The following is a 25,561-nucleotide window of genomic DNA, read 5'->3' as shown; positions in this document are numbered from 1 at the left end:
TGGAGGCATGAGCCTCTCCGTCGCCGTCGCAGGCGCGAGCGGATACGCAGGTGGCGAGCTGCTGCGGCTGCTCGCGCAGCACCCGGAGCTCGAGGTGCGCACGGTCACCGCGCACTCGAACGCCGGTCAGCCCCTCGTCTCCGTGCACTCGCACCTGCGCTCCCTCGCTTCCCTGACCTTCCAGGAGACCGCGCCAGAGGTGCTCGCGGGGCACGACGTGGTCTTCCTCGCGCTGCCGCACGGGCACTCCGGCGCGCTCGCCGCGCAGCTGCCGGAGTCGACGCTCGTGGTGGACGCGGGAGCCGACCACCGGCTGGAGAGCGCCGATGACTGGCAGGCATTCTACGGCAGCGAGCACTCCGGCACCTGGCCCTACGGCATGCCGGAGCTGATCCTCGCCGACGGCGGCCGCCAGCGTCGCGAGCTGCGGGCCGCTCGGCGCATCGCCGTGCCGGGCTGCAACGCCACGGCCGTCACGCTCGCGCTCGCACCCGGCATCGCCGCCGGCCTCATCGACGCCACCGCCATCACCTCGGTGCTCGCCGTGGGCTCGTCGGGCGCCGGACGCGCCGCGAAGACGAGCCTGCTGGCCGCGGAGCTCACCGGCTCGGCGACCCCCTACGGCGTGGGCGGCACGCATCGCCACCTTCCCGAGATCGCGCAGAACCTGCGCGCGGCCGGTGCGGAGCGCATCGGCCACTCCTTCACGCCGGTGCTCGTGCCGATGTCGCGCGGCATCCTCGCGACCGTGACGGCGCCGCTCGTCGGCGACGCCTCGGCTGAGCTCGTGCGCTCGGCGTGGCTGAGCGCCTACGGCGACGAGGCCTTCATCCACATCACCCCAGCCGGCGAGTACCCGCGCACCGCCGATGTGGTCGGCTCCAACGCCGTGCACCTGGGCATCGGGCTCGACGAGGCCGCGGGGCGCGTCGTCGTCATCGCAGCGATCGACAACCTGGGCAAGGGCACCGCGGGCGCCGCGATCCAGTCGGCGAACATCGCGCTCGGCTTCGACGAGGGACTCGGGCTCTCGATCGACGGGGTCGCACCGTGAGCGTCACGGCCTCGGCGGGCTTCCGGGCAGCCGGCGTGACCGCGGGTCTGAAGGCGAGCGGCGGGCTCGACGTCGCCCTGGTCGTCAACGACGGCCCGCTCTCGGCGGCAGCAGGTGTCTTCACCGCCAACCGCGCGAAGGCCAACCCCGTGCTGTGGAGCCAGCAGGCCCTCCAGGGCGGCAGCGCGCGCGCCGTGATCCTGAACTCCGGCGGCGCCAACTGCTTCACCGGCTCCTTCGGCTTCCAGACCACGCACCAGACCGCCGAGCGGGTCGCCGAGCGGCTGAGCGCCGAGGGCTCGCCGATCGGCGCGATCGACGTGCAGGTCTGCTCGACCGGCCTCATCGGCATCGGCGACGAGACCTTCCGGCAAGGCGTGCTGCGCGGCGTCGACCTGGCGGCGGATGCGCTGGCGAGCTCGGGCGGGGAGGATGCGGCGGCCGCCATCATGACGACCGACAGCCGCTCCAAGCAGGCCGTCGCCACCGGCGCCGACGGCAGCTGGACGGTCGGCGGCATGGCGAAGGGGGCTGGCATGCTCGCACCCGGACTCGCGACGATGCTCGTGGTGCTCACGACCGACGCGGTCGCCGAGCCGGCGATGCTCGACCGCGCGCTGCGGGCCGCGACCCGCGTCACCTTCGACCGGCTCGACTCCGACGGCTGCATGTCGACGAACGACACCGTGCTCCTGCTCGCGAGCGGCGCATCCGGCATCGCCCCTGACGAGGCGGCGCTGACCGCCGCCGTCACCGCCGTCTGCGACGACCTGGCCGAGCAGCTGCAGCTCGACGCCGAGGGCGCGAGCCACGACATCACCATCGAGGTGCGCACGGCCGCGAGCGAGGACGACGCGGTCGTCGTCGCGCGCTCCGTCGCGCGCTCCAACCTCTTCAAGGCCGCGATCTTCGGCAACGACCCGAACTGGGGCCGCGTGCTCGCCGCGATCGGCACGACCGACGCCGCCTTCGATCCCTACGCGGTCGACGTCTCCTTCAACGGCGTGCGCGTCTGCCACGCGGGCGAGCCCGATCGGCCGCGCGAGGAGGTCGACCTGCAGCCGCGCGCGACCCACATCGTGATCGAGCTCTTCGCGGGCGACGCGACCGCGAGCATCCGCACCAACGACCTCACCCACGACTACGTGCACGAGAACTCCGCGTATGCCAGCTGAGGCGGGAGAGCGGGCGGCGATGCTCGCCCGGAAGGCCGAGACGCTCATCGAGTCGCTGCCGTGGCTCGAGCGCTACCGCGGCGCGACGATGGTCGTGAAGTACGGCGGCAACGCGATGATCAGCGAGGAGCTGCAGCGCGCCTTCGCCGAGGACATGGTGTATCTCCGCCACGTCGGCATCTCGCCGGTCGTCGTGCACGGCGGCGGGCCGCAGATCAACGAAGCCCTGCGCATCCACGGCATCGAGAGCGAGTTCCGCGGCGGCTACCGCGTCACGAGCCCCGAGGCGATGGATGTGGTGCGGATGGTGCTCACCGGCCAGGTGGCGCGCACGCTCGTCTCGCTCATCAACCGGCACGGCCCGCTCGCGGCGACCCTCTCCGGCGAGGACGCCGGGCTCTTCACCGGCCGCCGGCGCGGCGCGCTCGTCGACGGCGAGCTGCACGACCTCGGCCAGGTGGGCGACGTCGTCGCTGTCGATCCCGCACCCGTCCTGCGGCTGCTGGATGCCGGGCTCATCCCCGTCGTGTCATCGATCGCGCCCGACGGCGACGCGCCGGGCGAGTCGCTCAACGTGAACGCGGATGCGGCCGCCGCGGCGCTCGCGGCAGCGCTCGGTGCCGCGAAGCTCGTCATCCTCACCGACGTCGAGGGCCTCTACCGCGACTGGCCCGACCGCTCGAGCCTCGTGAGCGAGCTCACCGACGTCGAGCTCGAGGCGCTGCTGCCGAGCCTCGAGTCGGGCATGATCCCCAAGATGCAGGCGTGCCTGACCGCGGTGCGCGCCGGCGTGCCGAAGGCCGCGATCATCGACGGCCGCTCGCCGCACTCGATCCTCACCGAGCTCTTCACATCCGCGGGCTCCGGCACCGAGGTCGTGCCGGCACCCGCCGACGCACCGGCGACCACCACCTCCGACCACCCCTCCGACAAGGAGCACGCATGACGCGCCACTTCCTCCGCGACGACGACCTGAGCCCCGCCGAGCAGCGCGAGGTGCTCGAGCGAGCGGTGCGCATGAAGGCCGACCGCTGGGCTGAGCGCCCGCTCGAGGGGCCGCAGTCGGTCGCCGTCATCTTCGACAAGTCCTCGACCCGCACGCGCGTCTCGTTCCACGTCGGCATCTCCGACCTCGGCGGCTCGCCGCTCATCATCTCGACCGCCTCGAGCCAGCTCGGCGGCAAGGAGACCGCGGCCGACACCGCGCGCGTGCTCGAGCGCCAGGTCGCCGCGATCGTGTGGCGCACCTATGCGCAGGCGGGGCTCGAGGAGATGGCGGAGGGCACCACCGTGCCCGTCGTCAACGCGCTCTCCGACGACTTCCACCCGTGCCAGCTGCTCGCCGACCTGCTGACGATGCAGGAGCACAAGGGCGAGCTCGCGGGCCTCACCGTCGCCTTCGTGGGCGACGGCCGCTCGAACATGGGCCAGTCCTACCTGCTCGCCTGCGCGACCGCCGGCATGCACGTGCGCGTCGCCTCGCCAGAGGCTCACGAGCCCGAGCCCGATGTCGTCGCGTCGGCGGTGCGCATCGCCGAGCAGACCGGCGGCAGCGCCGCCGTGGTGCGCAGCGCATCCGAGGCCGTCTCCGGCACCGACGTCGTCGTCACCGACACGTGGGTCTCGATGGGCAAGGAGGAGGAGAAGGCCGAGCGCGTCGCGACCTTCGGCGACTTCCGGGTCGACCAGGCGCTGATGGCGCAGGCGAAGGCGGATGCGGTGTTCATGCACTGCCTGCCCGCCGACCGCGGCTTCGAGGTGACCGCCGACGTGATCGACGGCCCGCAGTCGATCATCTGGGACGAGGCGGAGAACCGCCTCCACGCGCAGAAGGCGCTGCTCGCCTGGCTGCTCGAGCGGGCCGACGCGTGAGCGCCGCGGCGCAGGGCGGCGACGCCCACGGCACCAACGAGGGCTCCCTCTGGGGCGGGCGCTTCGCGTCGGGCCCCAGCCCCGAGATGGCGCGGCTGTCGAAGTCGACGCAGTTCGACTGGCGGCTCGCGCAGCTCGACATCCGCGGCTCGAAGGCGCATGCCGCGGCGCTGCACGCTGCGGGGCTGCTCGACGACGAGCAGCTCGCAGCCATGCGCGGTGCGCTCGACGAGCTGAGCGAGCGGGTGCGCAGCGGGGCGTTCGTCGCGGCGGACTCCGACGAAGACGTGCACGGTGCGCTCGAGCGGGGCCTGATCGAGATCGCCGGGCCGGACCTCGGCGGTCGGCTGCGCGCGGGACGCTCGCGCAACGACCAGATCGCGACGCTCGTGCGGGTCTGGATGCTCGAGGAGACCGAGGAGGTCGCCCGCGGCATCCGCGCGGTGATCGAGGCGCTCCGCATGCAGGCCGATGCGCACCCGGACGCGCCGATGCCGGGCCGCACCCACCTGCAGCACGCGCAGCCGGTGCTGCTCTCGCACCACCTGCTGGCGCACGCGTGGCCGCTGCTGCGCGACCTCGAGCGTCTCGCCGACTGGCGGGTGCGGGCGGGGGAGTCGCCCTACGGTGCGGGTGCCCTCGCGGGCTCGACGCTGGGCCTCGACCCCGCGCTGGTCGCGCGAGAGCTCGGCCTGGCCGCGCCGAGCCCGAACTCCATCGACGCGACGGCGGCGCGCGACGTGGTGGCGGAGCTCACCTTCGTGCTGACGATGACGGCGATCGACCTCTCGCGCCTCGCGGAGGAGGTCATCTTCTGGTCGACCCGCGACGTCGGCTTCGTCAGGCTGCACGATGCCTTCTCGACCGGCTCGTCGATCATGCCGCAGAAGAAGAATCCCGACATCGCCGAGCTCGCGCGCGGCAAGGCCGGCCGACTGATCGGCGATCACGCCGGCCTGCTCGCGACGCTGAAGGCGCTGCCGCTGGCGTACAACCGGGACCTGCAGGAGGACAAGGAGCCGGTCTTCGACGCGGTCGACCAGCTGCAGGTGCTGCTGCCCGCCTTCGCCGGCATGGTGGCCACCCTCGACTTCGACGAGGGGCGGATGCGCGCCGGGGCCGCCGCCGGCTACGCGCTCGCGACGGATGTGGCCGAGTGGCTGGTGCGTCGGCGCGTGCCGTTCCGGGATGCGCACGAGATCTCGGGCGCGCTGGTGCGGCTGTGCGAGCAGCGCGGCGTCGAGCTCGACGAGGCGAGCGACGAGGACTACCGCTCGATCTCGGAGCACCTGACGCCGGAGGTGCGCGAGGTCCTGACGGTCGACGGCGCGATCGCTTCGCGGTCGGGGATCGGCGGCACGGCGGGCACCGCGGTCGCGGAGCAGCGGCGCGCGCTCGACGAGCGGCTCGACCGACTCGGGTAGATTCGACCGCGTGATCGCACCCGCACCCATCCAGCTCGACCCGGCATTCGACAACGTCTGGGACGAGCTGCAGTATCGCGGCAGCGTGCACGTCTCGACCGATGCCGAGGCGCTCGAGGAGCTGCTCGGCGGCGAGCCGATCACCTACTACTGCGGCTTCGACCCGACGGCGCCGAGCCTGCACCTGGGCAACCTGGTGCAGCTCATCGTCATGCGCCGGCTGCAGCTCGCCGGCCACAAGCCGCTCGCGCTCGTGGGCGGCTCGACCGGCCTGATCGGCGACCCGAAGCCGACGAGCGAGCGGCAGCTGAACGAGCGCGAGACCGTCGCCGAGTGGGTGACCTATCTGCAGGCCCAGGTGCTGCGCTTCCTCTCGGACGAGGGGGAGAACGCGGTGCGGCTCGTCAACAACCTCGACTGGACGGCGCCCATGTCGACGGTCGACTTCTTGCGCGAGGTCGGCAAGCACTTCAGGGTCGGCACCATGCTGCGGAAGGACGCGGTGGCGTCGCGCATGGAGTCGGACGAGGGCATCTCGTACGCCGAGTTCAGCTACCAGGTGCTCCAGGGGCTCGACTTCCGGGAGCTGTACCTGCGCTACGGCTGCGTCCTGCAGACGGGCGGCAGCGACCAGTGGGGCAACCTCGTCTCGGGCACCGAGCTGCTGCGCAAGGCCGAGGGGGTGCACGCGCATGCCATCGGCACCCCGCTCATCACGGATGCCGACGGGACGAAGTTCGGCAAGAGCGAGGGCAACGCCGTCTGGCTCGACGCGAACCTCACGACGCCCTACGCGATGTACCAGTTCTGGTTGAACCAGGATGACGCGATCGTCGTCCAGCTGCTGAAGACCTTCACGTTCCTGCCCTCGGCCCGCATCGAGGAGCTCGCGCAGGCGACGATCGACGCGCCCTTCCGCCGCGAGGCGCAGAAGGAGCTCGCGGTGCAGGTGACGTCCTTCATCCACGGAGCGGAGGAGACGCAGCGCGCCATCGATGCGTCGAGCGCCCTCTTCGGATCCGGGGATCTTGCGGCGCTCGACGAGCCGACGCTCGCGGCCGCGGTGCGCTCGCTCGACAAGCAGGCGACGGCGACCCCGGATGCCCCGGTGCTGCAGCTGCTGCAGGAGACCGGCCTTGTCTCGACCTTGTCGGAGGGGCGTCGCGCCTTCGCGCAAGGCGGCATCAACGTCAACAACGAGCGCGTCGACGATGCGGCGGCGACCCTCGAGGGGAGGCTGCTGCACGGCAGGTACGCCGTGCTGCGTCGAGGCAAGAAGACCCTGGCGGGGATCGATGCCGGCGTCGGCGGCGGCACGATCTGACCGCGCGGATGAGACGGGGGCCTGCGGGCCCCCGTTCGCGTCTTCCGCGAGATCCCGCGGCGACACGCCCGGGATGCACGCGCTTTGCGGAGCGGCGCCCGCGTCCGTGTAATGTTTCTACCTGTCACCCCAAAGACGCAGAGCCGAGAGGCCAGCGGATCAAGAGGGACCACCTCCTCGCCGATCGGCACCACGCACTTGCGTGCTGAGCCGGAACGCGAGTACGGTGACAACTCCACTTCAACGATGAACGTGCGGAGCGCAGGTCGGTAGCGAGAGCAGCTGACCAGCGCTGACGACGGCTGCTCCGTCGTCCCTGGCTGCGCGACCGATACCGGTCGCCGCGGGGGAAGATCGAGCGCATGGCCGGCGCCAGATTCCGCACGGCGTGTCGAATTGACATGGTCTGGGAAGTGGTTATGATTGAGAAGTTGCCTCGGCGCTGATCCCTGATGGGGTGAAGCACGGGAGCGTCCGATCCTTGAGAACTCAACAGCGTGCACAATGTCATATGCCAAATTATTTACTCGTCCTGCCTTCGGGCAGAACGATTCCTTTGGATGAGACAGATTGTCAGTAGACAGTCTTTTTTGTCAGTTTCGAACTCGCTGCCGCTCGGTTTTTCCCGGGTGGTATGCATTTTTCTTTACGGAGAGTTTGATCCTGGCTCAGGACGAACGCTGGCGGCGTGCTTAACACATGCAAGTCGAACGATGAAGGAGGAGCTTGCTTCTCTGGATTAGTGGCGAACGGGTGAGTAACACGTGAGCAATGTGCCCTTGACTCTGGAATAAGCGCTGGAAACGGCGTCTAATACCGGATACGACCTTCGGAGGCATCTCCTGGGGGTGGAAAGAACTTCGGTCAAGGATCAGCTCACGGCCTATCAGTTAGTTGGTGAGGTAATGGCTCACCAAGACGACGACGGGTAGCCGGCCTGAGAGGGTGACCGGCCACACTGGGACTGAGACACGGCCCAGACTCCTACGGGAGGCAGCAGTGGGGAATATTGCACAATGGGCGCAAGCCTGATGCAGCAACGCCGCGTGAGGGACGACGGCCTTCGGGTTGTAAACCTCTTTTAGCAGGGAAGAAGCGAGAGTGACGGTACCTGCAGAAAAAGCACCGGCTAACTACGTGCCAGCAGCCGCGGTAATACGTAGGGTGCAAGCGTTGTCCGGAATTATTGGGCGTAAAGAGCTCGTAGGCGGTTTGTCACGTCTGCTGTGAAATCCCGAGGCTCAACCTCGGGCTTGCAGTGGGTACGGGCAGACTAGAGTGCGGTAGGGGAGATTGGAATTCCTGGTGTAGCGGTGGAATGCGCAGATATCAGGAGGAACACCGATGGCGAAGGCAGATCTCTGGGCCGTAACTGACGCTGAGGAGCGAAAGCATGGGGAGCAAACAGGCTTAGATACCCTGGTAGTCCATGCCGTAAACGTTGGGAACTAGATGTGGGGACCATTCCACGGTCTCCGTGTCGTAGCTAACGCATTAAGTTCCCCGCCTGGGGAGTACGGCCGCAAGGCTAAAACTCAAAGGAATTGACGGGGGCCCGCACAAGCGGCGGAGCATGCGGATTAATTCGATGCAACGCGAAGAACCTTACCAAGGCTTGACATATGCGAGAACGCACTGGAGACAGTGAACTCTTTGGACACTCGTATACAGGTGGTGCATGGTTGTCGTCAGCTCGTGTCGTGAGATGTTGGGTTAAGTCCCGCAACGAGCGCAACCCTCGTCCTATGTTGCCAGCACGTTATGGTGGGAACTCATGGGATACTGCCGGGGTCAACTCGGAGGAAGGTGGGGATGAGGTCAAATCATCATGCCCCTTATGTCTTGGGCTTCACGCATGCTACAATGGCCGGTACAATGGGCTGCGATACCGTAAGGTGGAGCGAATCCCAAAAAGCCGGTCTCAGTTCGGATTGAGGTCTGCAACTCGACCTCATGAAGTCGGAGTCGCTAGTAATCGTAGATCAGCAACGCTACGGTGAATACGTTCCCGGGCCTTGTACACACCGCCCGTCAAGTCATGAAAGTCGGTAACACCCGAAGCCGGTGGCCTAACCTTTTGGAGGGAGCCGTCGAAGGTGGGATCGGTGATTAGGACTAAGTCGTAACAAGGTAGCCGTACCGGAAGGTGCGGCTGGATCACCTCCTTTCTAAGGAGCATCTCGCCGGTTCTGCCGGCGCAGAGCCACTTCGGTCGCACACGTCGACCGGTGGTCAGCTCATGGGTGGAACATTGACATTGGTGCTCGAGTGATCGGGTCCTCCTGAGTACGGCTGCTTCGGCAGTCTGGAAGGGGAGGGCGTGGGAGCTCGGGTGCATGCACGCTGTTGGGTCCTGAGGGACCGGACGGCGCCTTTTGGCGTTGTTGGGCCCTCGGACCGGCCGGTGGATGCGCGTAGGCGTGTTCGTCGTCGGTACCGACCGTAAGTTGAGAACTACACAGTGGACGCGAGCATCTTAGATTCGGGCTTCGGCTCGAGTCTTGATGATCTTTATAGATCATTGGTCGCCATCGTTTCGACGGTGGTGTCCTAACCAAAATACTCATGTATGTGGTCAAGTTTCTAAGAGCAAACGGTGGATGCCTTGGCATCTGGAGCCGATGAAGGACGTAGTAATCTGCGATAAGCCTCGGGGAGCTGATAAACGAGCTGTGATCCGAGGATCTCCGAATGGGGAAACCCCGCTGGGCAGCGTGCTGACCCAGTGACTCCCGCCTGAATATATAGGGCGGGTAGAGGGAACGTGGGGAAGTGAAACATCTCAGTACCCACAGGAAGAGAAAACAACAGTGATTCCGTCAGTAGTGGCGAGCGAACGCGGAAGAGGCTAAACCGATCGTGTGTGATAGCCGGCAGGCGTTGCACGGTCGGGGTTGTGGGACATCTCCGCTGATCTGCCGATCAGCAAGCGTGACAGACCGCGGTAGGCGAAGGACTTGGAAAGGTCCATCACAGAGGGTGACAATCCCGTAGCCGAAACCGCGCGATGGCGCGAGGTTCATCCCAAGTAGCACGGGGCCCGAGAAATCCCGTGTGAATCTGCCAGGACCACCTGGTAAGCCTAAATACTCCCAGATGACCGATAGCGGACAAGTACCGTGAGGGAAAGGTGAAAAGTACCCCGGGAGGGGAGTGAAATAGTACCTGAAACCGTTTGCTTACAAACCGTTGGAGCAGCCCTGGTAGCTGTGACAGCGTGCCTTTTGAAGAATGAGCCTGCGAGTTAGCGATATGTGGCGAGGTTAACCCGTGTGGGGTAGCCGTAGCGAAAGCGAGTCTGAATAGGGCGATTCAGTCGCATGTCCTAGACCCGAAGCGAAGTGATCTATCCATGGCCAGGTTGAAGCGAGGGTAAGACCTCGTGGAGGACCGAACCCACTTAGGTTGAAAACTGAGGGGATGAGCTGTGGATAGGGGTGAAAGGCCAATCAAACTTCGTGATAGCTGGTTCTCTCCGAAATGCATTTAGGTGCAGCGTTGCGTGTTTCTTGCCGGAGGTAGAGCTACTGGATGGCCGATGGGCCCCAAAAGGTTACTGACGTCAGCCAAACTCCGAATGCCGGTAAGTGAGAGCGCAGCAGTGAGACGGTGGGGGATAAGCTTCATCGTCGAGAGGGAAACAACCCAGACCACCGACTAAGGTCCCTAAGCGCGTGCTAAGTGGAAAAGGATGTGAAGTTGCTGAGACAACCAGGAGGTTGGCTTAGAAGCAGCCACCCTTGAAAGAGTGCGTAATAGCTCACTGGTCAAGTGATTTTGCGCCGACAATGTAACGGGGCTCAAGCACGCCACCGAAGTCGTGGAATTCGTACAACAGCTCGGCAGCTTCGGCTGTCCAGGCGTACGGATTGGTAGGAGAGCGTCGTGTGGCGAGTGAAGCGGCGGAGGAATCCAGCCGTGGACGCCACACGAGTGAGAATGCAGGCATGAGTAGCGAAAGACTGGCGAGAAACCAGTCCTCCGAATGACCAAGGGTTCCAGGGTCAAGCTAATCTTCCCTGGGTAAGCCGGGACCTAAGGCGAGGCCGACAGGCGTAGTCGATGGACATCAGGTTGATACTCCTGAGCTGGCGAAGAACCGCCCAAGCCAAACCAGTGATGCTAAGAGTCCGAATCCTTGGACCGATCCCTTCGGGGTGACGTCCTTGGCCTAGCACTCGACCCTATGCTGGGGCGGCTAGCGTATTAACAGGTGTGACGCAGGAAGGTAGCAGAACCGGGCCGATGGTTGAGTCCGGGTAAGCCGTAGGGCGTGGGATAGGCAAATCCGTCCCACACATAGCCTGAGAGCTTTGCCGAACCCTAGAGGGAAGTCTGTGATCCTATGCTGCCAAGAAAAGCATCGACGCGAGGTTCAAGTCACCCGTACCCCAAACCAACTCAGGTGGTCAGGTAGAGAATACTAAGGAGATCGAGAGAATCGTGGTTAAGGAACTCGGCAAAATGCCCCCGTAACTTCGGGAGAAGGGGGGCCTGAGGCGTGACGGCACTTGCTGCCGGAAGCGTTTGAAGGCCGCAGAGACCAGTGGGAAGCGACTGTTTACTAAAAACACAGGTCCGTGCGAAGACGCAAGTCGATGTATACGGACTGACGCCTGCCCGGTGCTGGAAGGTTAAGAGGAAGGGTTAGCGCAAGCGAAGCTCAGAATTTAAGCCCCAGTAAACGGCGGTGGTAACTATAACCATCCTAAGGTAGCGAAATTCCTTGTCGGGTAAGTTCCGACCTGCACGAATGGCGTAACGACTTCCCAGCTGTCTCAACCGCGAACTCGGCGAAATTGCACTACGAGTAAAGATGCTCGTTACGCGCAGCAGGACGGAAAGACCCCGTGACCTTTACTACAGCTTGGTATTGGTGTTCGGTGTGGCTTGTGTAGGATAGGTGGGAGACTGTGAAGCTCGGACGCTAGTTCGGGTGGAGTCATTGTTGAAATACCACTCTGGTCACTCTGGATATCTAACTTCGAACCGTAATCCGGTTCAGGGACAGTGCCTGGTGGGTAGTTTAACTGGGGCGGTTGCCTCCCAAAAAGTAACGGAGGCGCCCAAAGGTTCCCTCAACCTGGTTGGCAATCAGGTGTCGAGTGTAAGTGCACAAGGGAGCTTGACTGTGACAGTGACAACTGGAGCAGGGACGAAAGTCGGGACTAGTGATCCGGCAGTGGCTTGTGGAAGCGCTGTCGCTCAACGGATAAAAGGTACCTCGGGGATAACAGGCTGATCTTGCCCAAGAGTCCATATCGACGGCATGGTTTGGCACCTCGATGTCGGCTCGTCGCATCCTGGGGCTGGAGTAGGTCCCAAGGGTTGGGCTGTTCGCCCATTAAAGCGGCACGCGAGCTGGGTTTAGAACGTCGTGAGACAGTTCGGTCCCTATCCGCTGCGCGCGTTGGAAGTTTGAGAGGATCTGACCCTAGTACGAGAGGACCGGGTTGGACGAACCTCTGGTGTGTCAGTTGTTCCGCCAGGAGCACCGCTGATTAGCTACGTTCGGGATGGATAACCGCTGAAAGCATCTAAGCGGGAAGCCGGCCTCAAGATGAGACTTCCGTGCCTTCGGGCGAGAGGCTCCCAGCCAGACTACTGGGTTGATAGGCCGGATGTGGAAGTGGGGACTAACGACCCATGAAGCTGACCGGTACTAATAAGCCGATGACTTGATAACATATATATGAGCTTGCTGCTCGCGTCCACTTTGTGGTTCTCGATGTACGGTCGAGGACTGCAGCCCTCCACGAGAGTGGAGAGCTGTGCAGACTGAAACATCAACAGTGTTTCGGCGGCCATAGCGAGAGGGAAACGCCCGGTCACATTCCGAACCCGGAAGCTAAGGCTCTCAGCGCCGATGGTACTGCAGGGGGGACCCTGTGGGAGAGTAGGACACCGCCGGACTTCTTTTGGAAAGGGGCCCCAGATTCGTCTGGGGCCCCTTTTTCCGTTTGTGCTACGTGATGGGAGCATGGGGCCATGAACGACCAGGCAGATTTCCGCTCCGACCGCGGAGGCGACCGTCGCCGCGACGGTGATGGCTCCGGGCGACCCCGCCGCGACGACGGTCGCGGGCTGGCGCGCGATGGCGAGCGCCGCTTCAGCGATCGGAAGCCCCCTCGCGACGGTGACCGTCGCCCGCCGCGAGACGGCGATCGTCGCTTCGGCGATCGCGACGCCCGACCGCAGCGCGACAGCGACGGTCGAGGCGGCGGTGCCGGGGAGCGGAAGCTGCGCCCCGGTGACCGTGGCTACCGCCCTGACGGTGACCGGCGACCTGCGGCGGACGGCGGTCGTCGCCCGCAGCGGGACGGTGAGCGCCGCTTCGGCGACCGGGACCAGCGCCCCCAGCGCGGGGATCGCCCATACGGCGACCGGCAGCCTTCGCGCGACGGCGACCGACGACCGACTCGTGACTCCGACCGTCGTCCTCCGCGTGACGGCGACCGTCGTCCGCCTCGCGATGGCGAGCGTCGCGTCGGTGACCGCGACCAGCGCCCGCAGCGCGATGGTGACCGTCGCTTCGGCGACCGCGGACCGCAGCGCGGTGGCACGGGCCGTCCGCAGCGCGACGGCGACCGGCGCTTCGGCGACCGCGAGCAGCGCCCGCAGCGCGATGGCGAACGCCGCTTCGGCGACCGCGACCAGCGCCCGCGACGCGATGGCGACCGGTCGTTCGGCGACCGCGGACCGCAGCGCGGTGGCACGGGCCGTCCGCAGCGCGATGGTGACCGGCGCTTCGGTGACCGCGAGCAGCGCCCGCAGCGCGATGGCGACCGGTCGTTCGGCGACCGCGGACCGCAGCGCGGTGGCACGGGCCGCCCGCAGCGCGATGGTGACCGGCGCTTCGGTGACCGCGAGCAGCGCCCGCAGCGCGATGGCGACCGGTCGTTCGGCGACCGCGGACCGCAGCGCGGTGGCACGGGCCGCCCGCAGCGCGATGGTGACCGGCGCTTCGGTGACCGCGAGCAGCGCCCGCAGCGCGATGGCGACCGGTCGTTCGGCGACCGCGGACCGCAGCGCGGTGGCACGGGCCGCCCGCAGCGCGATGGTGACCGGCGCTTCGGCGACCGCGACCAGCGCCCGCAGCGCGCGGGTGACCGCCGCTTCGGCGACCGTGACGGTCGACCCACCCGTGACGGTCAGGGCTTCGGCCGCGGCGATCAGGGGCGTCGCGACGACCAGCGCGCGCGCAACCAGGGACCGCAGCGTGATGCTGCACGCCCTGGCCGCGACTTCGAGCGCCGCGGCGATGGCTCCGGCGAGAGCTTCAAGCAGGTGCGCGACGACGACTTCATCGCACCGGAGCTGCCGGAGGACATCCAGGCAGACGACCTCGACATCGGGGCGCGCGCGCAGCTGAAGACGCTCACCAAGGACAACGCCGAGTACGTCGCGAAGCACATGGCGCGCGCGGGCCAGCTCATCGACGACGACCCCGCGCTGGCGCACCAGCACGCGCTCACGGCAGCCCGACGCGCGGGCCGCATTGGCGTCGTGCGCGAGACGCTCGCCATCACCGCGTATCAGCTGGGCGACTTCTCGCTCGCGCTGCGCGAGCTGCGCACCTATCGCCGGATCACCGGCCGCGACGACCAGCTCCCCCTGATGGCGGACTGCGAGCGCGGCCTCGGACGCCCGGAGAAGGCGCTCGAGCTCGCTCGGTCCGTCGACGCATCCACGTTGGACACCGCCGTGCGCGTCGAGCTGGCGATCGTGAAGTCGGGCGCACGGCTCGATCTGGGGCAGAAGGATGCCGCGCTCGAGGAGCTGCGGATCCCGGAGCTCCGCAAGGACAAGGCGTTCGAGTACAGCCCGGCGCTCTTCGCCAGCTTCGCGGGCGTCCTCGAGGAGCTGGGTCGCGACGAGGAAGCGGCAGAGTGGTTCGCGCTCGCCGACCGAGCGATCGATGCGCTGGAGGCCGCGATGGCGCCGGGCGAGCTCGAATCCGTCGGCATCGTCACCGAGCGCCTCGAGACCGAGGACGCCCCGGAGGATGAGGGCGTCGCGCTGAGCGATGCGGATGCGGACGCGGATGCCGTCGAGGCGACGCGCGAGGCCGGCTCGGAGGACGAGCCGCAGGCGATGATCGCGGTCGACGACGTGCCGAGTGCGGGCACGCCTGCTGCCGACGGCACGGCTGCGGATGCGGACGAGGCGGGAGCGGAAGCTGCCGCAGTGCCCGACCTCCAGCGCACCGATGCCGGCGATGCCGCCGATGCCGCCGCCGAGGCCGATGCCCCTGCGGTCCTGCAGAGCGCGGACGTGCCTGATGCTGCGGCCGAGCCCGTGGAGCCTCTGCACGACGAGGCACTCGTCGACGCAGCGGATGTGCCGGAGGTCGCCGACGCGCCGGAGCCCGCCCCGGAGACCGCGCAGGTCACCGCGTCGGCGATCGAGCCCGAGGTCGATCCCGTGGTCGAGGTCGGCGACGCCGCGGCAGCGGAGCCTGCCGCTGTCGACGCCCCCGCTCCGGCGGACGACGCGCACGATGACGCGCTCTTCGGGGACGCGCTGTTCGGCGACGACCTGATCGCGGACGGTTCGGGCTCCGAGGCCGAGCACGACGGCGCCGAGGACACGACGGGGGAGGCGCGGCCGAGCACCTCTGGCACCGAGGACGGCCGCTGATGGCGCTGTTCCGCAAGGCAGTCGCGACCCCCGAGCCGACGCCGATCGACGGGGTGGACTGCCTCTACCTCGATCTCGACGGCGTCGTCTACAAGGGGCCGGACGCCATCCCGCACGCCGTGGACAGCATCCGCGGCGCTGGCGTGCGGTCGATCTACCTGACGAACAACGCCTCGCGCACCGATGCGGAGGTCGCCGAGCACCTGTCCTCCTTCGGGCTCGACGTGCAGCCAAACGACGTGGTGACGAGCCCGCAGGCCGCCATGCGCCTGCTCGCCGCGCACCTCCAGCCCGGCGACCCCGTGCTCGTCGTCGGCGGAGCGGGCATCGTGGTCGAGGTCGAGGCGCGTGGCTGGCGCGTCGTGCGCACCGCGGCCGAGCAGCCGAAGGCCGTCGTGCAGGGATTCCACCCCTCGGTGGGATGGACCCAGCTCGCCGAGGCTTCGTTCGCGCTGCACACCGGCATCCCGTGGGTCGCGACCAACGGCGACTGGACGATCCCGGTCGCCGGCGGCATCGCACCCGGCAACGGCACGCTCGTCTCCGCCGTGCACACGGCAGTTGGCAGGCTGGCCGAGTTCGCGGGCAAGCCCGAGCGGCACATGTACGACGTCGCGACCGAGCGCTTCGCCGCGCAGGCGCCGGCGATGGTCGGCGACCGCCTGGACACGGACATCCTGGGTGCTCGCCGCGCAGGCATCCGCTCGATCGTCGTGCTGACGGGCATCGATCGCGGTGCGCACCTCATCGGTGCGGACGAGTCGATGCGCCCCGATCACGTGATCGAGGATCTGCGCGGGCTCACCGAGCCGATCGCGCCGCTGCGGGAGACGCTCGAGACGTCGACGGGCGACACCTACTTCGAGGTCGGCACGGCGGCCGTGCGGCGCAGCGGCATCGACATCACGCTCGTCCGCGCGGGGCAGCGGCAGGTCGACACCATCCGCGCCGCGTGCGCAGCGGTGTGGACGGCGGATCGGCCCGTGCTGGGGCTCCGCATCGCCGACGAGCTGCTCGCGCTGTAGGCGCTGCCGCCCGGCGCGTCACCACACGCGCCCCGCAGGTCACACAGGGGCGCCCCAGCGCGATCGCCAGCCGCGGATGCGCTCCGCATCCGGCTCGACGCCGTAGGCCGACCAGAACGCGGGCTCGCCATCGGCGAGGCCGTTCCACTCGAGCGACCACGAGGCGATCGCGAGGTCCGACCAGGGATCGCCGACGCCGAGCCGCCCGAGGTCGACGATGCCGACGAACGCGCCGTCGCGCACGAGGGTGTTCGGGGCGCACGGATCCCCGTGGCAGATGACGGACGCGCGTGCAGCGCTCGCGGCGCCAGCACCGGATGTCGCGGTGCCGGATGCCGGGTTGCCGGGCATCGCGGTGCCGGGCGTCGCGGTGCCGGATGCCCTTGTGCTGATGGTCGTGATCGCGGTGGTGGTGGGAGCGACGGAGGCGGTCCAGTCGGGAGCGGGGAACGGGCACTCGGCCACCGGCAGGTCGTGCAGCAGGCGGAGCCCGGTGCCGATCGCCGCTGCCGCGCGCTCGGGGTCGCGGCGGCCGTGCACGGAGGCCGCGGAGTCGCCGGGGAGCGCTGCGGTCACCAGCAGCTCGCCGCCGGCCTCGGCGCGCAGCTCCAGCACGGTGGGCACGAGCAGCGGCGCCGCACCCGCCTCGGCGCGTGACGCGACCAGGTCGGCCAGCCAGCGCATCCGCTCGGCCTCGTCGGCGAGCGATTCGGTCGTGCCTCCCGGGTTCCACTTCGCGAAGACGGCGCCCGAGGGTCGGTCGATGCGCGCGGTGACGCCGCCGACCTCGTTCTGCCACACGAGCTCGACCGGATGGTGGTCCGCGAGGCGCGCGATGGCCGTGGGCACGGGCGTGCCGGCCGGCGGCGGCGCGGCGAGGTCGGACTGCACGGCTCGACGCTATCGGGCGCGATGGGCGGCCTCTCCCGGAGCGCGGCGGCTTCGCTGCCCGCTCTGCGCTGCGGAGTTGCGCCCTGCGCCGCGGAGTTGCGCTCTGCGCCGCGAGGTTGCGCTCTGCGCCGCGGGTCCCGCCGCTGCCTCGGCGTGCGCCCGCGGCGAACGGCCACGTGCCGGCCGCGCAGCCGTGGTGGAGTGGGCACATGGCGACGACGCAGGCTCCGCAGCGGGTGCTCGTGCTGGGCGGCACCCGATGGCTCGGCCGGCGCATCGCGCAGGCGCACCTGGATCGCGGAGCGGAGGTGACGTGCCTGGCGCGCGGCCTCGAGGGAGCCCCGCCCGCGGGCGCGCGGCACGCGGTGGGCGATCGGGATGCGGCGGATGCCTACGCGGCGCTCGCGGGCGACTGGGATGAGATCGTCGACGTGACGCGCCTGCCGCAGCACGCGCAGGGAGCGCTCGACGCGCTCGCCGATCGTGCCGGTCACTGGACGTTCGTCTCCTCGGTCTCCGCCCAGCGGCTCGAGGGTGCGCCCGTCGGCGCGGACGAGCACGACGCGCTGGTGCCGGAGGATGCCTCCGGCGAGGAGTACGGCGGGGCGAAGGCGTGGATCGAGCGCGTCGCCCGGGAGCGGCTCGGGGAGCGGCTCGCCGTCGTGCGCCCGGGGCTCATCGGCGGCCCCGACGACGACACCGGCCGCTTCGGGCACTGGGTCGCGCGCCTCGCGCTCGCCGGTGACGAGCCGGTCCTCGTGCCCGCCCGCGACCAGCCCACGCAGACGATCGACGTGCGCGACCTCACGACGTTCCTGGTCGAGCAGGCGCCGCGCCGCAGCGACGTCGTGAACGCCGTCGGCGAGCAGCACCGGCTGCATGAGCTGATCGCGCTCGCGCGCGAGGTGGCAGGGCACAGCGGCGAGCTCGTCGCGGCGAGCGACGTGCAGCTCGCCACCCTCGACATCGGGCACTGGGTCGGGCCCCGAGCGCTGCCGCTGACGCTGCCGGCCGCGCTCGCATCGCACGGCCAGCGGTCGAACGCGCACTACCGCGCCTCGGGCGGCACGCTCCGACCGCTGCGGGAGACGCTGCGTGCCACGCTCGAGAGCGAGCGCACGCGCGGGCTCGACCGCGCGATTCCGCACAGGCTGTCGCGCGCCGACGAGCTCGCCGCCATCGATTCGCTAGCCTCGCTGACATGACTGCAGCAGACGGGCTCGAGGCGACCGACGGGCTGCTGGACGAGCTCGACCTGCTCGAGCAGCAGCCGCTCGAGGCGCGCGCCGAGCAGCTCGCGCGCATCCACGACAGGCTCCAGGCCGAGCTCGGCGCGGTCCGTGGCTGACGCGCTCGGCGAGCCCGCGAGCGACCCGCTGCGCCTCGACCAGGCGCTCGTCGAGCGCGGCCTCGCGCGCAGCCGCACGCAGGCGCAGCAGCACATCGCCGCCGGCCTCGTGACGGTCGACGGGCGCGGCGCGACGAGGTCGAGCGCGAAGGTCGGTGCAGCTGCGGTCGTCGCCGTCGAGGGCGCGGACCGGTGGGTCTCGCGCGCCGCGCACAAGCTGCTGGCCGCGCTCGATGCCTTCGGGATCAACCCGACCGGTCGCAGCGCGCTCGACGCGGGCGCGTCGACGGGCGGCTTCACGCAGGTGCTGCTGGCGCGCGGCGCCGCGCACGTGACGGCGATGGACGTCGGGCACGGCCAGTTCGCGCTCGACGTCGACGCGCATCCGGTCACCCTGGTCGAGGGGCAGAACGTGCGCGAGCTCGCGCCGGGCTCGCTGGATCCGGCTCCCTCGATCGTGACCGCAGATCTCTCGTTCATCTCGCTCGCGCTCGTCTTCGAGCCGCTGGTCGGCGTGGCCGCGCCCGACGCCGACTGGGTGGTGCTCATCAAGCCGCAGTTCGAGGTAGGCCGCACCGGCGTGCGCGAGGGCATCGTGACGGATCCGACGCTGCGCGCCCAGGCGATCGAGCAGGTGCTCTGGGCGGCGTGGGATGCGGGGCTCGGCACCGCCGGGCTCATCGGGAGCCCGATCATCGGCGGCAGGGGCAACCTCGAGTACCTCGCGCACCTGCGGGCCGGCGGCGGCTCGAATCCGACAGAATGGCTGGAGGAGTCCGTCAGGCTGTCGAAGGAGGCGCGGTGAGCGATCGCAGGTTCCTGCTGGCGTTCCACCCCGGGCGATCCGAGGCGGTCGCGACGGCGGCGACCATCGCCCGGCGGCTGCTCGCGTCGCAGGTGACGCCCGTCGTGCTGGCCGCCGATCGCGCGGTGCTGCTGGACGCGCACGAGGGCCTCGACGCGGTCGAGCCGTACGGCGCCGCCGACGCCCCCGACGTCGAGCTGATCATGACCCTCGGCGGCGACGGCACGATCCTGCGCGCGGCCGAGCTGCAGCGCGCCATCGACGCACCGCTGCTCGGCATCAACATGGGGCACGTCGGGTTCCTCGCGGAGGCCGAGGTCGCCGAGACCGCAGAGGTGGTCGAGCGCGCGCTGCGTCGCGACTACGAGGTCGAGCACAGGCTGGTGCTGCGCGTGCAGGTGTTCGTCGACGACGCGCTCGTGCACGAGACCTGGGCCGTCAACGAGGCGGCGATCGAGAAGGCCGGCTCCGGGCGCATGATCTCCACCCTCGTCGAGATCGACGGACGGCCCATCTCATCCTTCGGGACCGACGCGGTGATCCTCGCGACCCCCACCGGGTCGACCGCCTACTCGTTCTCGGCGGGCGGGCCTATCGTCTGGCCGACCGCGGAGGCCCTGCTGCTCGTGCCGCTCGGCGCGCACGCGCTCTTCACGCGGCCGCTGGTCGTCGCGCCGACCTCGACGATGTCGGTCACGATCGCCGACGACTCGACGAGCGCCGCGGTGCTCTGGTGCGACTCGAGGCGAGCGGTCGACCTGCCGCAGGGCGCGCGCGTCGACGCGACGCGCGATGCGCGTCCGCTGCGCTTGGCGCGCCTGTCGGCAGCCCCGTTCGCCGACCGCTTGGTCGCCAAGTTCCACCTGCCTGTCGAAGGCTTCCGGCGGAAGCGCTCGTGACGCGACTCGACGAGCTCACGATCCGCTCGCTCGGCGTGATCGACGAGGCGCGCGTGCCCTTCGGCGCGGGCTTCACGGCGATCACCGGCGAGACCGGTGCCGGCAAGACGATGGTCGTGCAGGCCCTCGCGCTGCTGCGCGGTGAGCGCGCCGACGCCGGCGCGATCAGGGCGGGCGAGGATCGCGCCGCCGTGCAGGGCGTCTGGCTCGTCGACGACGCCGATGCGGTGGAGCTGGTGGAGGACGCCGGCGGCAGCATCGACGACGGCGAGCTGATCCTCGGGCGCGGCCTCTCCCGAGGGGCGGACGGTGCCGCTCGGTCGCGCGCGCAGGCCGGCGGCGCCGCGGTGCCGGCGGGGGTGCTGCGCGAGCTCGCCGATCGGCTGGTCGCCGTGCACGGCCAGGCCGACCAGCAGCGCCTGCGCTCCGCGGACGCGCAGGCGACCGCGCTCGACCGCGCAGCCGGGGCGGCGCTCGACGGGGTGCTCGCGGACTATCGCCACGAGTTCGCGGCGTGGAGCCAGGCGCGCGACGCGGCGGCCACGATCCGTGCGCAGCACGACGCGCGGGCGGCGGAGGCCGCATCGATCCGCGCCGAGCTGGAGGCGCTCGAAGCGCTCGACCCGCAGCCCGGGGAGCAGGACGAGCTCGCCGCGATCGCGAACCGGCTCGAGCACGCGGAGTCGCTGCGCGCCGAGCTCGTCGAGGCCCACGCGGCGCTGTCGAACGACGACGACGGCCCCGACGCGGTGGCGCTCGCGGGCACGGCGCGGCGGCTCGTGGAGCGCGCATCCGTCGACGACGCGTCGCTGACGGAAGCGCTCGAGATGCTCGTGCAGGCGGATGCGCTGCTGCAGGAGGCGTCAGCATCCATCGTGAAGGCGCTCGACGACCTCGAGCGACCCGAGCGCAGCCTCGACGAGGTGCAGCAGCGGCGCGCCGACCTGACGGCGCTGGAGCGCCGGCTCGGGCGCGCGCTCGACGCCGCGCTCGAGGAGGCCCCGGAGGGCGCGCTGCGGCTGGCGGAGCTCGAGGGCGACGACGACGAGCTCGCCCGCCTCGCCGCCGAGGAGCAGCGCCACCTCGACGCCGCGACGGCGCTCGCCGATCGGCTGAGCGCGCTGCGGCAGACCGCGGCGCGCGAGCTCGAGGAGGCCGTCGGCGCCGAGCTGCGCGCGCTCGCGATGCCCAACGCGCGCCTGGTCGTCGAGGTCGCGCACGCGGAGGCGCTCGGCGCCACCGGCCGCGACCGCGTGACCATGCTGCTCGCGCCGCATCCCGGTGCCGAGCCGCGCCCGGTGCAGAAGGGCGCCTCCGGCGGTGAGCTGAGCCGCGTGATGCTCGCCATCGAGGTGGCGCTCGCCGCGGGCCCGCTCGCGGACGGCAGCGTGCCGACCATGGTCTTCGACGAGGTCGACGCCGGGGTCGGGGGTGCCGCGGCGATCGAGATCGGCCGTCGCCTGGCTCGGCTCGCCGAGCACTGCCAGGTGATCGTCGTCACGCACCTGGCGCAGGTGGCGGCATTCGCCGAGCAGCACGTGCGCGTCGAGAAGGGCACCGACGGCCGCATCACCGCATCGCAGGTGAGTCGGGTCGACGGGGACGACCGCCTGGCCGAGCTCGCGCGCATGCTCTCGGGCACCGCATCCGAGACCGCACTCGCCCACGCCCGCGAGTTGCTCGAAGATGCGCGGCCGGTGGGTTAGGCTCGAAGCCCGTGAACCTCGTTGCGCCAGACGCCGACCAGCAGCCCACGGTGACCCCGGAGGCGGCAGCCTCCGCTCGAGCCGCGTCCGCTCGAGCCAAGGTGACGAAGCAGATCTTCGTGACGGGCGGTGTCGTCTCCTCGCTCGGCAAGGGCCTGACCGCCGCGTCGCTCGGCAACCTGCTGACCGCGCGCGGCCTGCACGTCGTGATGCAGAAGCTCGACCCCTACCTCAACGTCGATCCCGGCACGATGAACCCGTTCCAGCACGGCGAGGTGTTCGTCACGGACGATGGCGCCGAGACCGACCTCGACATCGGGCACTACGAGCGGTTCCTGGACGTCGACCTGTCGCAGGCGGCGAACGTCACGACCGGTCAGATCTACTCGCGTGTCATCGAGCGCGAGCGCCGCGGCGAGTACCTCGGGGACACCGTGCAGGTGATCCCGCACATCTCGGACGAGATCAAGCGCCGCATGCGCCTGCAGTCCGAGCAGGACCCGCAGCCCGACGTGATCATCACCGAGATCGGCGGCACGGTCGGCGACATCGAGTCGCAGCCCTTCATCGAGTCGGCCAGGCAGATCCGCCACGAGCTCGGCCGCCAGAACGTCTTCTTCGTGCACGTCTCGCTCGTGCCGTTCCTCGGCGCATCCGGCGAGCAGAAGACGAAGCCGACGCAGCACTCGGTCGCGACGCTCCGCTCGATCGGCATCCAGCCCGACGCACTCGTGCTGCGCAGCGATCGGCCGGTCTCCGACTCCAACCGCAAGAAGATCGCCCTGATGTGCGACGTGGAGGAGGAGGCGGTCGTCAACGCGATCGACAAGCCCTCGATCTACGACATCCCCACGATGCTCACCGAGCAGGGCCTCGACTCCTACATCATCGGCCAGCTGGGCCTCGAAGCGGGGGAGGTCGACTGGTCGCGCTGGCAGCCGGTGCTCGACGCCGTGCACACCCCCAAGCACGAGGTCACGATCGGGCTGGTCGGCAAGTACATCGACCTGCCGGATGCCTACCTGTCGGTGACGGAGGCGGTCAAGGCCGGCGGCTTCGCGAACCAGACGAAGGTCACGGTGCGCTGGGTGCGCTCGGACGACTGCGAGACACCGGAGGGCGCGGCGGCGCAGCTGGGGGAGCTCGACGGCATCGTCGTACCCGGCGGCTTCGGGATCCGCGGCATCGAGGGCAAGCTCGGCGCGCTGAAGTTCACGCGCGAGAACGAGATCCCCACGCTCGGCATCTGCCTGGGGCTGCAGTGCATGGTCATCGAGGCCGCCCGCAACCTCGCCGGCATCGAGGGCGCATCCTCGACCGAGTTCGACGAGGCCACGCCGGCGCCCGTCATCGCCACGATGGCCGAGCAGAAGCAGCACCTGCAGGGCGGCGACCTGGGCGGCACGATGCGCCTCGGCCTCTACGAGGCGACGCTCGCCGAGGGCTCGCTGGCCGCCCGGCTCTACGGGGCGAACGTCTCGCACGAGCGCCACCGCCACCGCTACGAGGTCAACAACGCCTACCGCGAGCAGATCGCCGAGGCGGGCATGGCCTTCTCCGGCACCTCGCCCGACGGCGCGCTCGTCGAGTACGTCGAGATGCCGGACCACCCGTTCTACATCGCGACGCAGGCGCATCCCGAGCTGCGCAGCCGCCCGAACCGCGCGCACCCGCTCTTCCGGGGCCTCGTCGAGGCGGCGCTCGATCGCCAGGGCGCGTCGCGCCTGTTCGACGAGACCGACGAGTCGGGCGAGTAGCCCGGCGATGATCGAGGACACCCTCGGCGCGAGGCCCCTGGTCGCGCGCGAGCGGCTGCTCGAGGGCCGCATCTTCGACGTCGAGGCGCACGAGTTCGAGCTCGGCGGCAACCGCATCCGGCGCGAGGTGGTCGTGCACCCCGGCGCCGTCGCGGTCGTGGCGCTCAACGACGCGGACGAGGTCTGCCTCGTGCACCAGTACCGCCACCCGGCCGGCGGCACCCTGTGGGAGCTGCCCGCCGGCCTCCTCGACGTCGAGGGCGAGGACCCGCTCGTGGGCGCGCAGCGCGAGCTCGCGGAGGAGACCGACCTGGAGGCCGGCACCTGGCACGCGCTCGTCGACGTCTCGACCACCGGAGGCGGCTCGACCGAGATCATCCGCGTGTACCTCGCGACCGACGTGCGCGATGCGGCCGACGCCTTCGCCCGCGAGCACGAGGAGGCCGAGATGGAGCGCCGGTGGGTGCCGCTCGCGGAGATCCTCGAGGCGGCGGCCACCATGCGGCTGCACAACGCCACGCTGCTCGCGGCGATGCTCGCGCTCACGCAGCTGCGTGCGCGCGGCCTCGAGCCCCAGCCCGCCGATGTGCCCTTCGACTGGCACGCATCCGCTCGCCCGTGACCGGCCGCCCGTGACCTGCGCGTCGGCCGGGAAGACCGCGGCATGAGGATGCCCGCCGCGCCCCGGGAGCGCCCGTGACGCCGCAGCAGGCGGTCGAGCGGCTGCTGCGGCAGCTCGCGATCGAGCGCGGCCTGTCGGCACACACGATCGCCGCGTACCGCCGGGATCTGCGCGGCTACCTCGCGGTGCTCGAGCAGCGGCAGGTGAGCGACGCATCGGCCATCGCCGCCGGGGACGTCGCGGCCTTCCGCGCGACGCTCGCCGATCGCGGGCTCGCGGCCTCGTCGGTCGCCCGGCACCTCTCGGCGGTGAAGGCGCTGCACCGCTGGCTCGTCGACGAGCGGGTGGCGGTCGAGGATGTCGCGAAGGACCAGCGGCCGCCGAAGCTGCCGCAGCGGCTGCCGAAGGCGATCTCGGTGTCGCAGATGCAGCGGCTGCTCGAGGCGGCGGGCGGCGACGGCTCCGACCCGGCAGGCCTCCGCGATCGCGCGCTGCTCGAGCTGCTCTATGCCACGGGCGCCCGCATCTCGGAGCTCATCGCGCTCGACGTCGACGACCTCGCCGACGACCTCGTGCGCGTGACCGGCAAGGGGGCGAAGCAGCGCCTGGTGCCGGTCGGCTCCTATGCGCGGGCGGCGGTGGATGCGTGGCTCGTGCGGGGGAGGGCGGCCTTCGCCGCGAAGGGGCGCGGCACGCCCGCACTGCTGCTGGGCGCGCGCGGAGGGCGGCTCAGCCGCCAGGCCGCGTGGGAGATCATCCAGCGCGTGGCCGAGGAGGCCGAGGTCGCGCACGTGTCGCCCCACACGTTCCGGCACTCGTTCGCGACGCACCTGCTCGAGGGCGGCGCCGACGTGCGCGTGGTGCAGGAGCTGCTCGGGCACGCCTCGGTCGCGACCACGCAGATCTACACCCACGTCACCGCAGACACCCTGCGCGACATGTACACGACGGCCCACCCGCGCGCGCGGTGATCGGTCGCGCGTCGGCGACAGGATCGGCGTCGAGGCCACCGGCTCCGC

18 protein-coding genes and 3 rRNA genes are annotated in these 25,561 nt (G+C 69.6%); 20 read left to right on the top strand and 1 reads right to left on the bottom strand.

Annotated elements, in window-relative coordinates; translation table 11 throughout:
* Positions 1–7: 7 nt before the first annotated feature.
* The 12 genes from argC (at position 8) to AA0Z99_RS06960 (ending at position 16,514) form a co-directional block, all read left to right on the top strand.
* A complete protein-coding gene (gene argC / locus AA0Z99_RS07015; protein WP_413316278.1) occupies positions 8–1,054 on the top strand; it encodes an N-acetyl-gamma-glutamyl-phosphate reductase in 1,047 nt (348 codons plus the stop codon).
* Entirely contained in the window at positions 1,051–2,229 is a 1,179-nt protein-coding gene (argJ, locus tag AA0Z99_RS07010; RefSeq protein WP_413316276.1) for a bifunctional glutamate N-acetyltransferase/amino-acid acetyltransferase ArgJ, read from the top strand. The genes argC and argJ overlap by 4 nt, the downstream gene beginning before the upstream one ends.
* Positions 2,219–3,175: an acetylglutamate kinase gene (gene argB / locus AA0Z99_RS07005; protein WP_413316274.1), complete on the top strand. Its 957-nt coding sequence runs from the start codon at positions 2,219–2,221 to the stop codon at positions 3,173–3,175. Before argJ ends, argB begins: the two co-directional genes overlap by 11 nt.
* Positions 3,172–4,101 carry an ornithine carbamoyltransferase gene (argF, locus tag AA0Z99_RS07000; RefSeq protein ID WP_413316272.1) on the top strand — a complete coding sequence of 310 codons (930 nt, stop codon included), beginning with the start codon at positions 3,172–3,174 and terminating at the stop codon, positions 4,099–4,101. The genes argB and argF overlap by 4 nt, the downstream gene beginning before the upstream one ends.
* Positions 4,098–5,525: an argininosuccinate lyase gene (argH, locus tag AA0Z99_RS06995; protein ID WP_413316270.1), complete on the top strand. Its 1,428-nt coding sequence runs from the start codon at positions 4,098–4,100 to the stop codon at positions 5,523–5,525. The genes argF and argH overlap by 4 nt, the downstream gene beginning before the upstream one ends.
* Positions 5,526–5,535: 10 nt before the next feature.
* Entirely contained in the window at positions 5,536–6,849 is a 1,314-nt protein-coding gene (gene tyrS / locus AA0Z99_RS06990; RefSeq protein ID WP_413316268.1) for a tyrosine--tRNA ligase, read from the top strand.
* 645 nt (positions 6,850–7,494) lie between these two features.
* Positions 7,495–9,017: ribosomal RNA gene (locus AA0Z99_RS06985) — 16S ribosomal RNA — on the top strand.
* A 405-nt stretch (positions 9,018–9,422) separates the two neighbouring features.
* Positions 9,423–12,535 (top strand): 23S ribosomal RNA (locus tag AA0Z99_RS06980).
* A 110-nt stretch (positions 12,536–12,645) separates the two neighbouring features.
* Positions 12,646–12,762, top strand: a 5S ribosomal RNA gene (gene rrf, locus AA0Z99_RS06975).
* Together the 16S, 23S and 5S rRNA genes form the textbook arrangement of a ribosomal RNA operon.
* 223 nt (positions 12,763–12,985) lie before the next feature.
* On the top strand, positions 12,986–14,221 hold the full coding sequence (locus AA0Z99_RS06970; protein WP_413316266.1) for a hypothetical protein: 1,236 nt from the start codon (positions 12,986–12,988) through the stop codon (positions 14,219–14,221).
* Positions 14,137–15,489 (top strand): hypothetical protein, encoded by a 1,353-nt coding sequence (locus tag AA0Z99_RS06965; protein ID WP_413316264.1) that lies wholly within the window; start codon positions 14,137–14,139, stop codon positions 15,487–15,489. Before AA0Z99_RS06970 ends, AA0Z99_RS06965 begins: the two co-directional genes overlap by 85 nt.
* Complete coding sequence (locus AA0Z99_RS06960; protein ID WP_413316262.1) at positions 15,489–16,514, top strand: HAD-IIA family hydrolase; 1,026 nt, start codon at positions 15,489–15,491, stop codon at positions 16,512–16,514. The genes AA0Z99_RS06965 and AA0Z99_RS06960 overlap by 1 nt, the downstream gene beginning before the upstream one ends.
* 39 nt (positions 16,515–16,553) lie before the next feature.
* Here AA0Z99_RS06960 and AA0Z99_RS06955 read toward each other — a convergent pair whose 3' ends face one another.
* A complete protein-coding gene (locus AA0Z99_RS06955) occupies positions 16,554–17,405 on the bottom strand; it encodes a phosphotransferase (RefSeq protein ID WP_413316260.1) in 852 nt (283 codons plus the stop codon).
* A 209-nt stretch (positions 17,406–17,614) separates the two neighbouring features.
* On the opposite strand from AA0Z99_RS06955, the gene AA0Z99_RS06950 reads away from it, so the two are divergent.
* From AA0Z99_RS06950 to xerD, 8 genes are all read left to right on the top strand, one after another.
* On the top strand, positions 17,615–18,610 hold the full coding sequence (locus AA0Z99_RS06950) for a reductase (protein ID WP_413316258.1): 996 nt from the start codon (positions 17,615–17,617) through the stop codon (positions 18,608–18,610).
* Positions 18,607–18,753, top strand: a complete 147-nt coding sequence (locus tag AA0Z99_RS06945) for a hypothetical protein (protein WP_413316256.1) — start codon at positions 18,607–18,609, stop codon at positions 18,751–18,753. The genes AA0Z99_RS06950 and AA0Z99_RS06945 overlap by 4 nt, the downstream gene beginning before the upstream one ends.
* Complete coding sequence (locus AA0Z99_RS06940) at positions 18,746–19,558, top strand: TlyA family RNA methyltransferase (protein WP_413316254.1); 813 nt, start codon at positions 18,746–18,748, stop codon at positions 19,556–19,558. The genes AA0Z99_RS06945 and AA0Z99_RS06940 overlap by 8 nt, the downstream gene beginning before the upstream one ends.
* Positions 19,555–20,457, top strand: a complete 903-nt coding sequence (locus AA0Z99_RS06935; RefSeq protein ID WP_413316252.1) for an NAD kinase — start codon at positions 19,555–19,557, stop codon at positions 20,455–20,457. The genes AA0Z99_RS06940 and AA0Z99_RS06935 overlap by 4 nt, the downstream gene beginning before the upstream one ends.
* Positions 20,454–22,163 carry a DNA repair protein RecN gene (gene recN / locus AA0Z99_RS06930; RefSeq protein ID WP_413316250.1) on the top strand — a complete coding sequence of 570 codons (1,710 nt, stop codon included), beginning with the start codon at positions 20,454–20,456 and terminating at the stop codon, positions 22,161–22,163. The genes AA0Z99_RS06935 and recN overlap by 4 nt, the downstream gene beginning before the upstream one ends.
* 50 nt (positions 22,164–22,213) lie before the next feature.
* Positions 22,214–23,920: a CTP synthase gene (locus AA0Z99_RS06925; protein WP_413320801.1), complete on the top strand. Its 1,707-nt coding sequence runs from the start codon at positions 22,214–22,216 to the stop codon at positions 23,918–23,920.
* Between the two features lie 7 nt (positions 23,921–23,927).
* Positions 23,928–24,542 carry an NUDIX domain-containing protein gene (locus AA0Z99_RS06920; protein WP_413316248.1) on the top strand — a complete coding sequence of 205 codons (615 nt, stop codon included), beginning with the start codon at positions 23,928–23,930 and terminating at the stop codon, positions 24,540–24,542.
* Positions 24,543–24,616: 74 nt separating this feature from the next.
* Complete coding sequence (xerD, locus tag AA0Z99_RS06915; RefSeq protein WP_413316246.1) at positions 24,617–25,513, top strand: site-specific tyrosine recombinase XerD; 897 nt, start codon at positions 24,617–24,619, stop codon at positions 25,511–25,513.
* The last annotated feature ends 48 nt before the right edge of the window (positions 25,514–25,561 follow it).

This window comes from Agrococcus phoenicis (assembly GCF_047302415.1).
Classification (GTDB): domain Bacteria; phylum Actinomycetota; class Actinomycetes; order Actinomycetales; family Microbacteriaceae; genus Agrococcus.
The sequence above is the reverse complement of the archived record's forward strand: the minus strand, read 5'-3'. Positions and strand labels throughout refer to the sequence as shown.

Coding starts and splice junctions, on each gene's coding strand:
- argC (WP_413316278.1), top strand. CDS start 8: ATGAGCCTCTCCGTCGCCGTCGCAGGCGCGAGCGGATACGCAGGTGGC.
- argB (WP_413316274.1), top strand. CDS start 2,219: ATGCCAGCTGAGGCGGGAGAGCGGGCGGCGATGCTCGCCCGGAAGGCC.
- argF (WP_413316272.1), top strand. CDS start 3,172: ATGACGCGCCACTTCCTCCGCGACGACGACCTGAGCCCCGCCGAGCAG.
- AA0Z99_RS06960 (WP_413316262.1), top strand. CDS start 15,489: ATGGCGCTGTTCCGCAAGGCAGTCGCGACCCCCGAGCCGACGCCGATC.
- AA0Z99_RS06950 (WP_413316258.1), top strand. CDS start 17,615: ATGGCGACGACGCAGGCTCCGCAGCGGGTGCTCGTGCTGGGCGGCACC.
- AA0Z99_RS06945 (WP_413316256.1), top strand. CDS start 18,607: ATGACTGCAGCAGACGGGCTCGAGGCGACCGACGGGCTGCTGGACGAG.
- AA0Z99_RS06920 (WP_413316248.1), top strand. CDS start 23,928: ATGATCGAGGACACCCTCGGCGCGAGGCCCCTGGTCGCGCGCGAGCGG.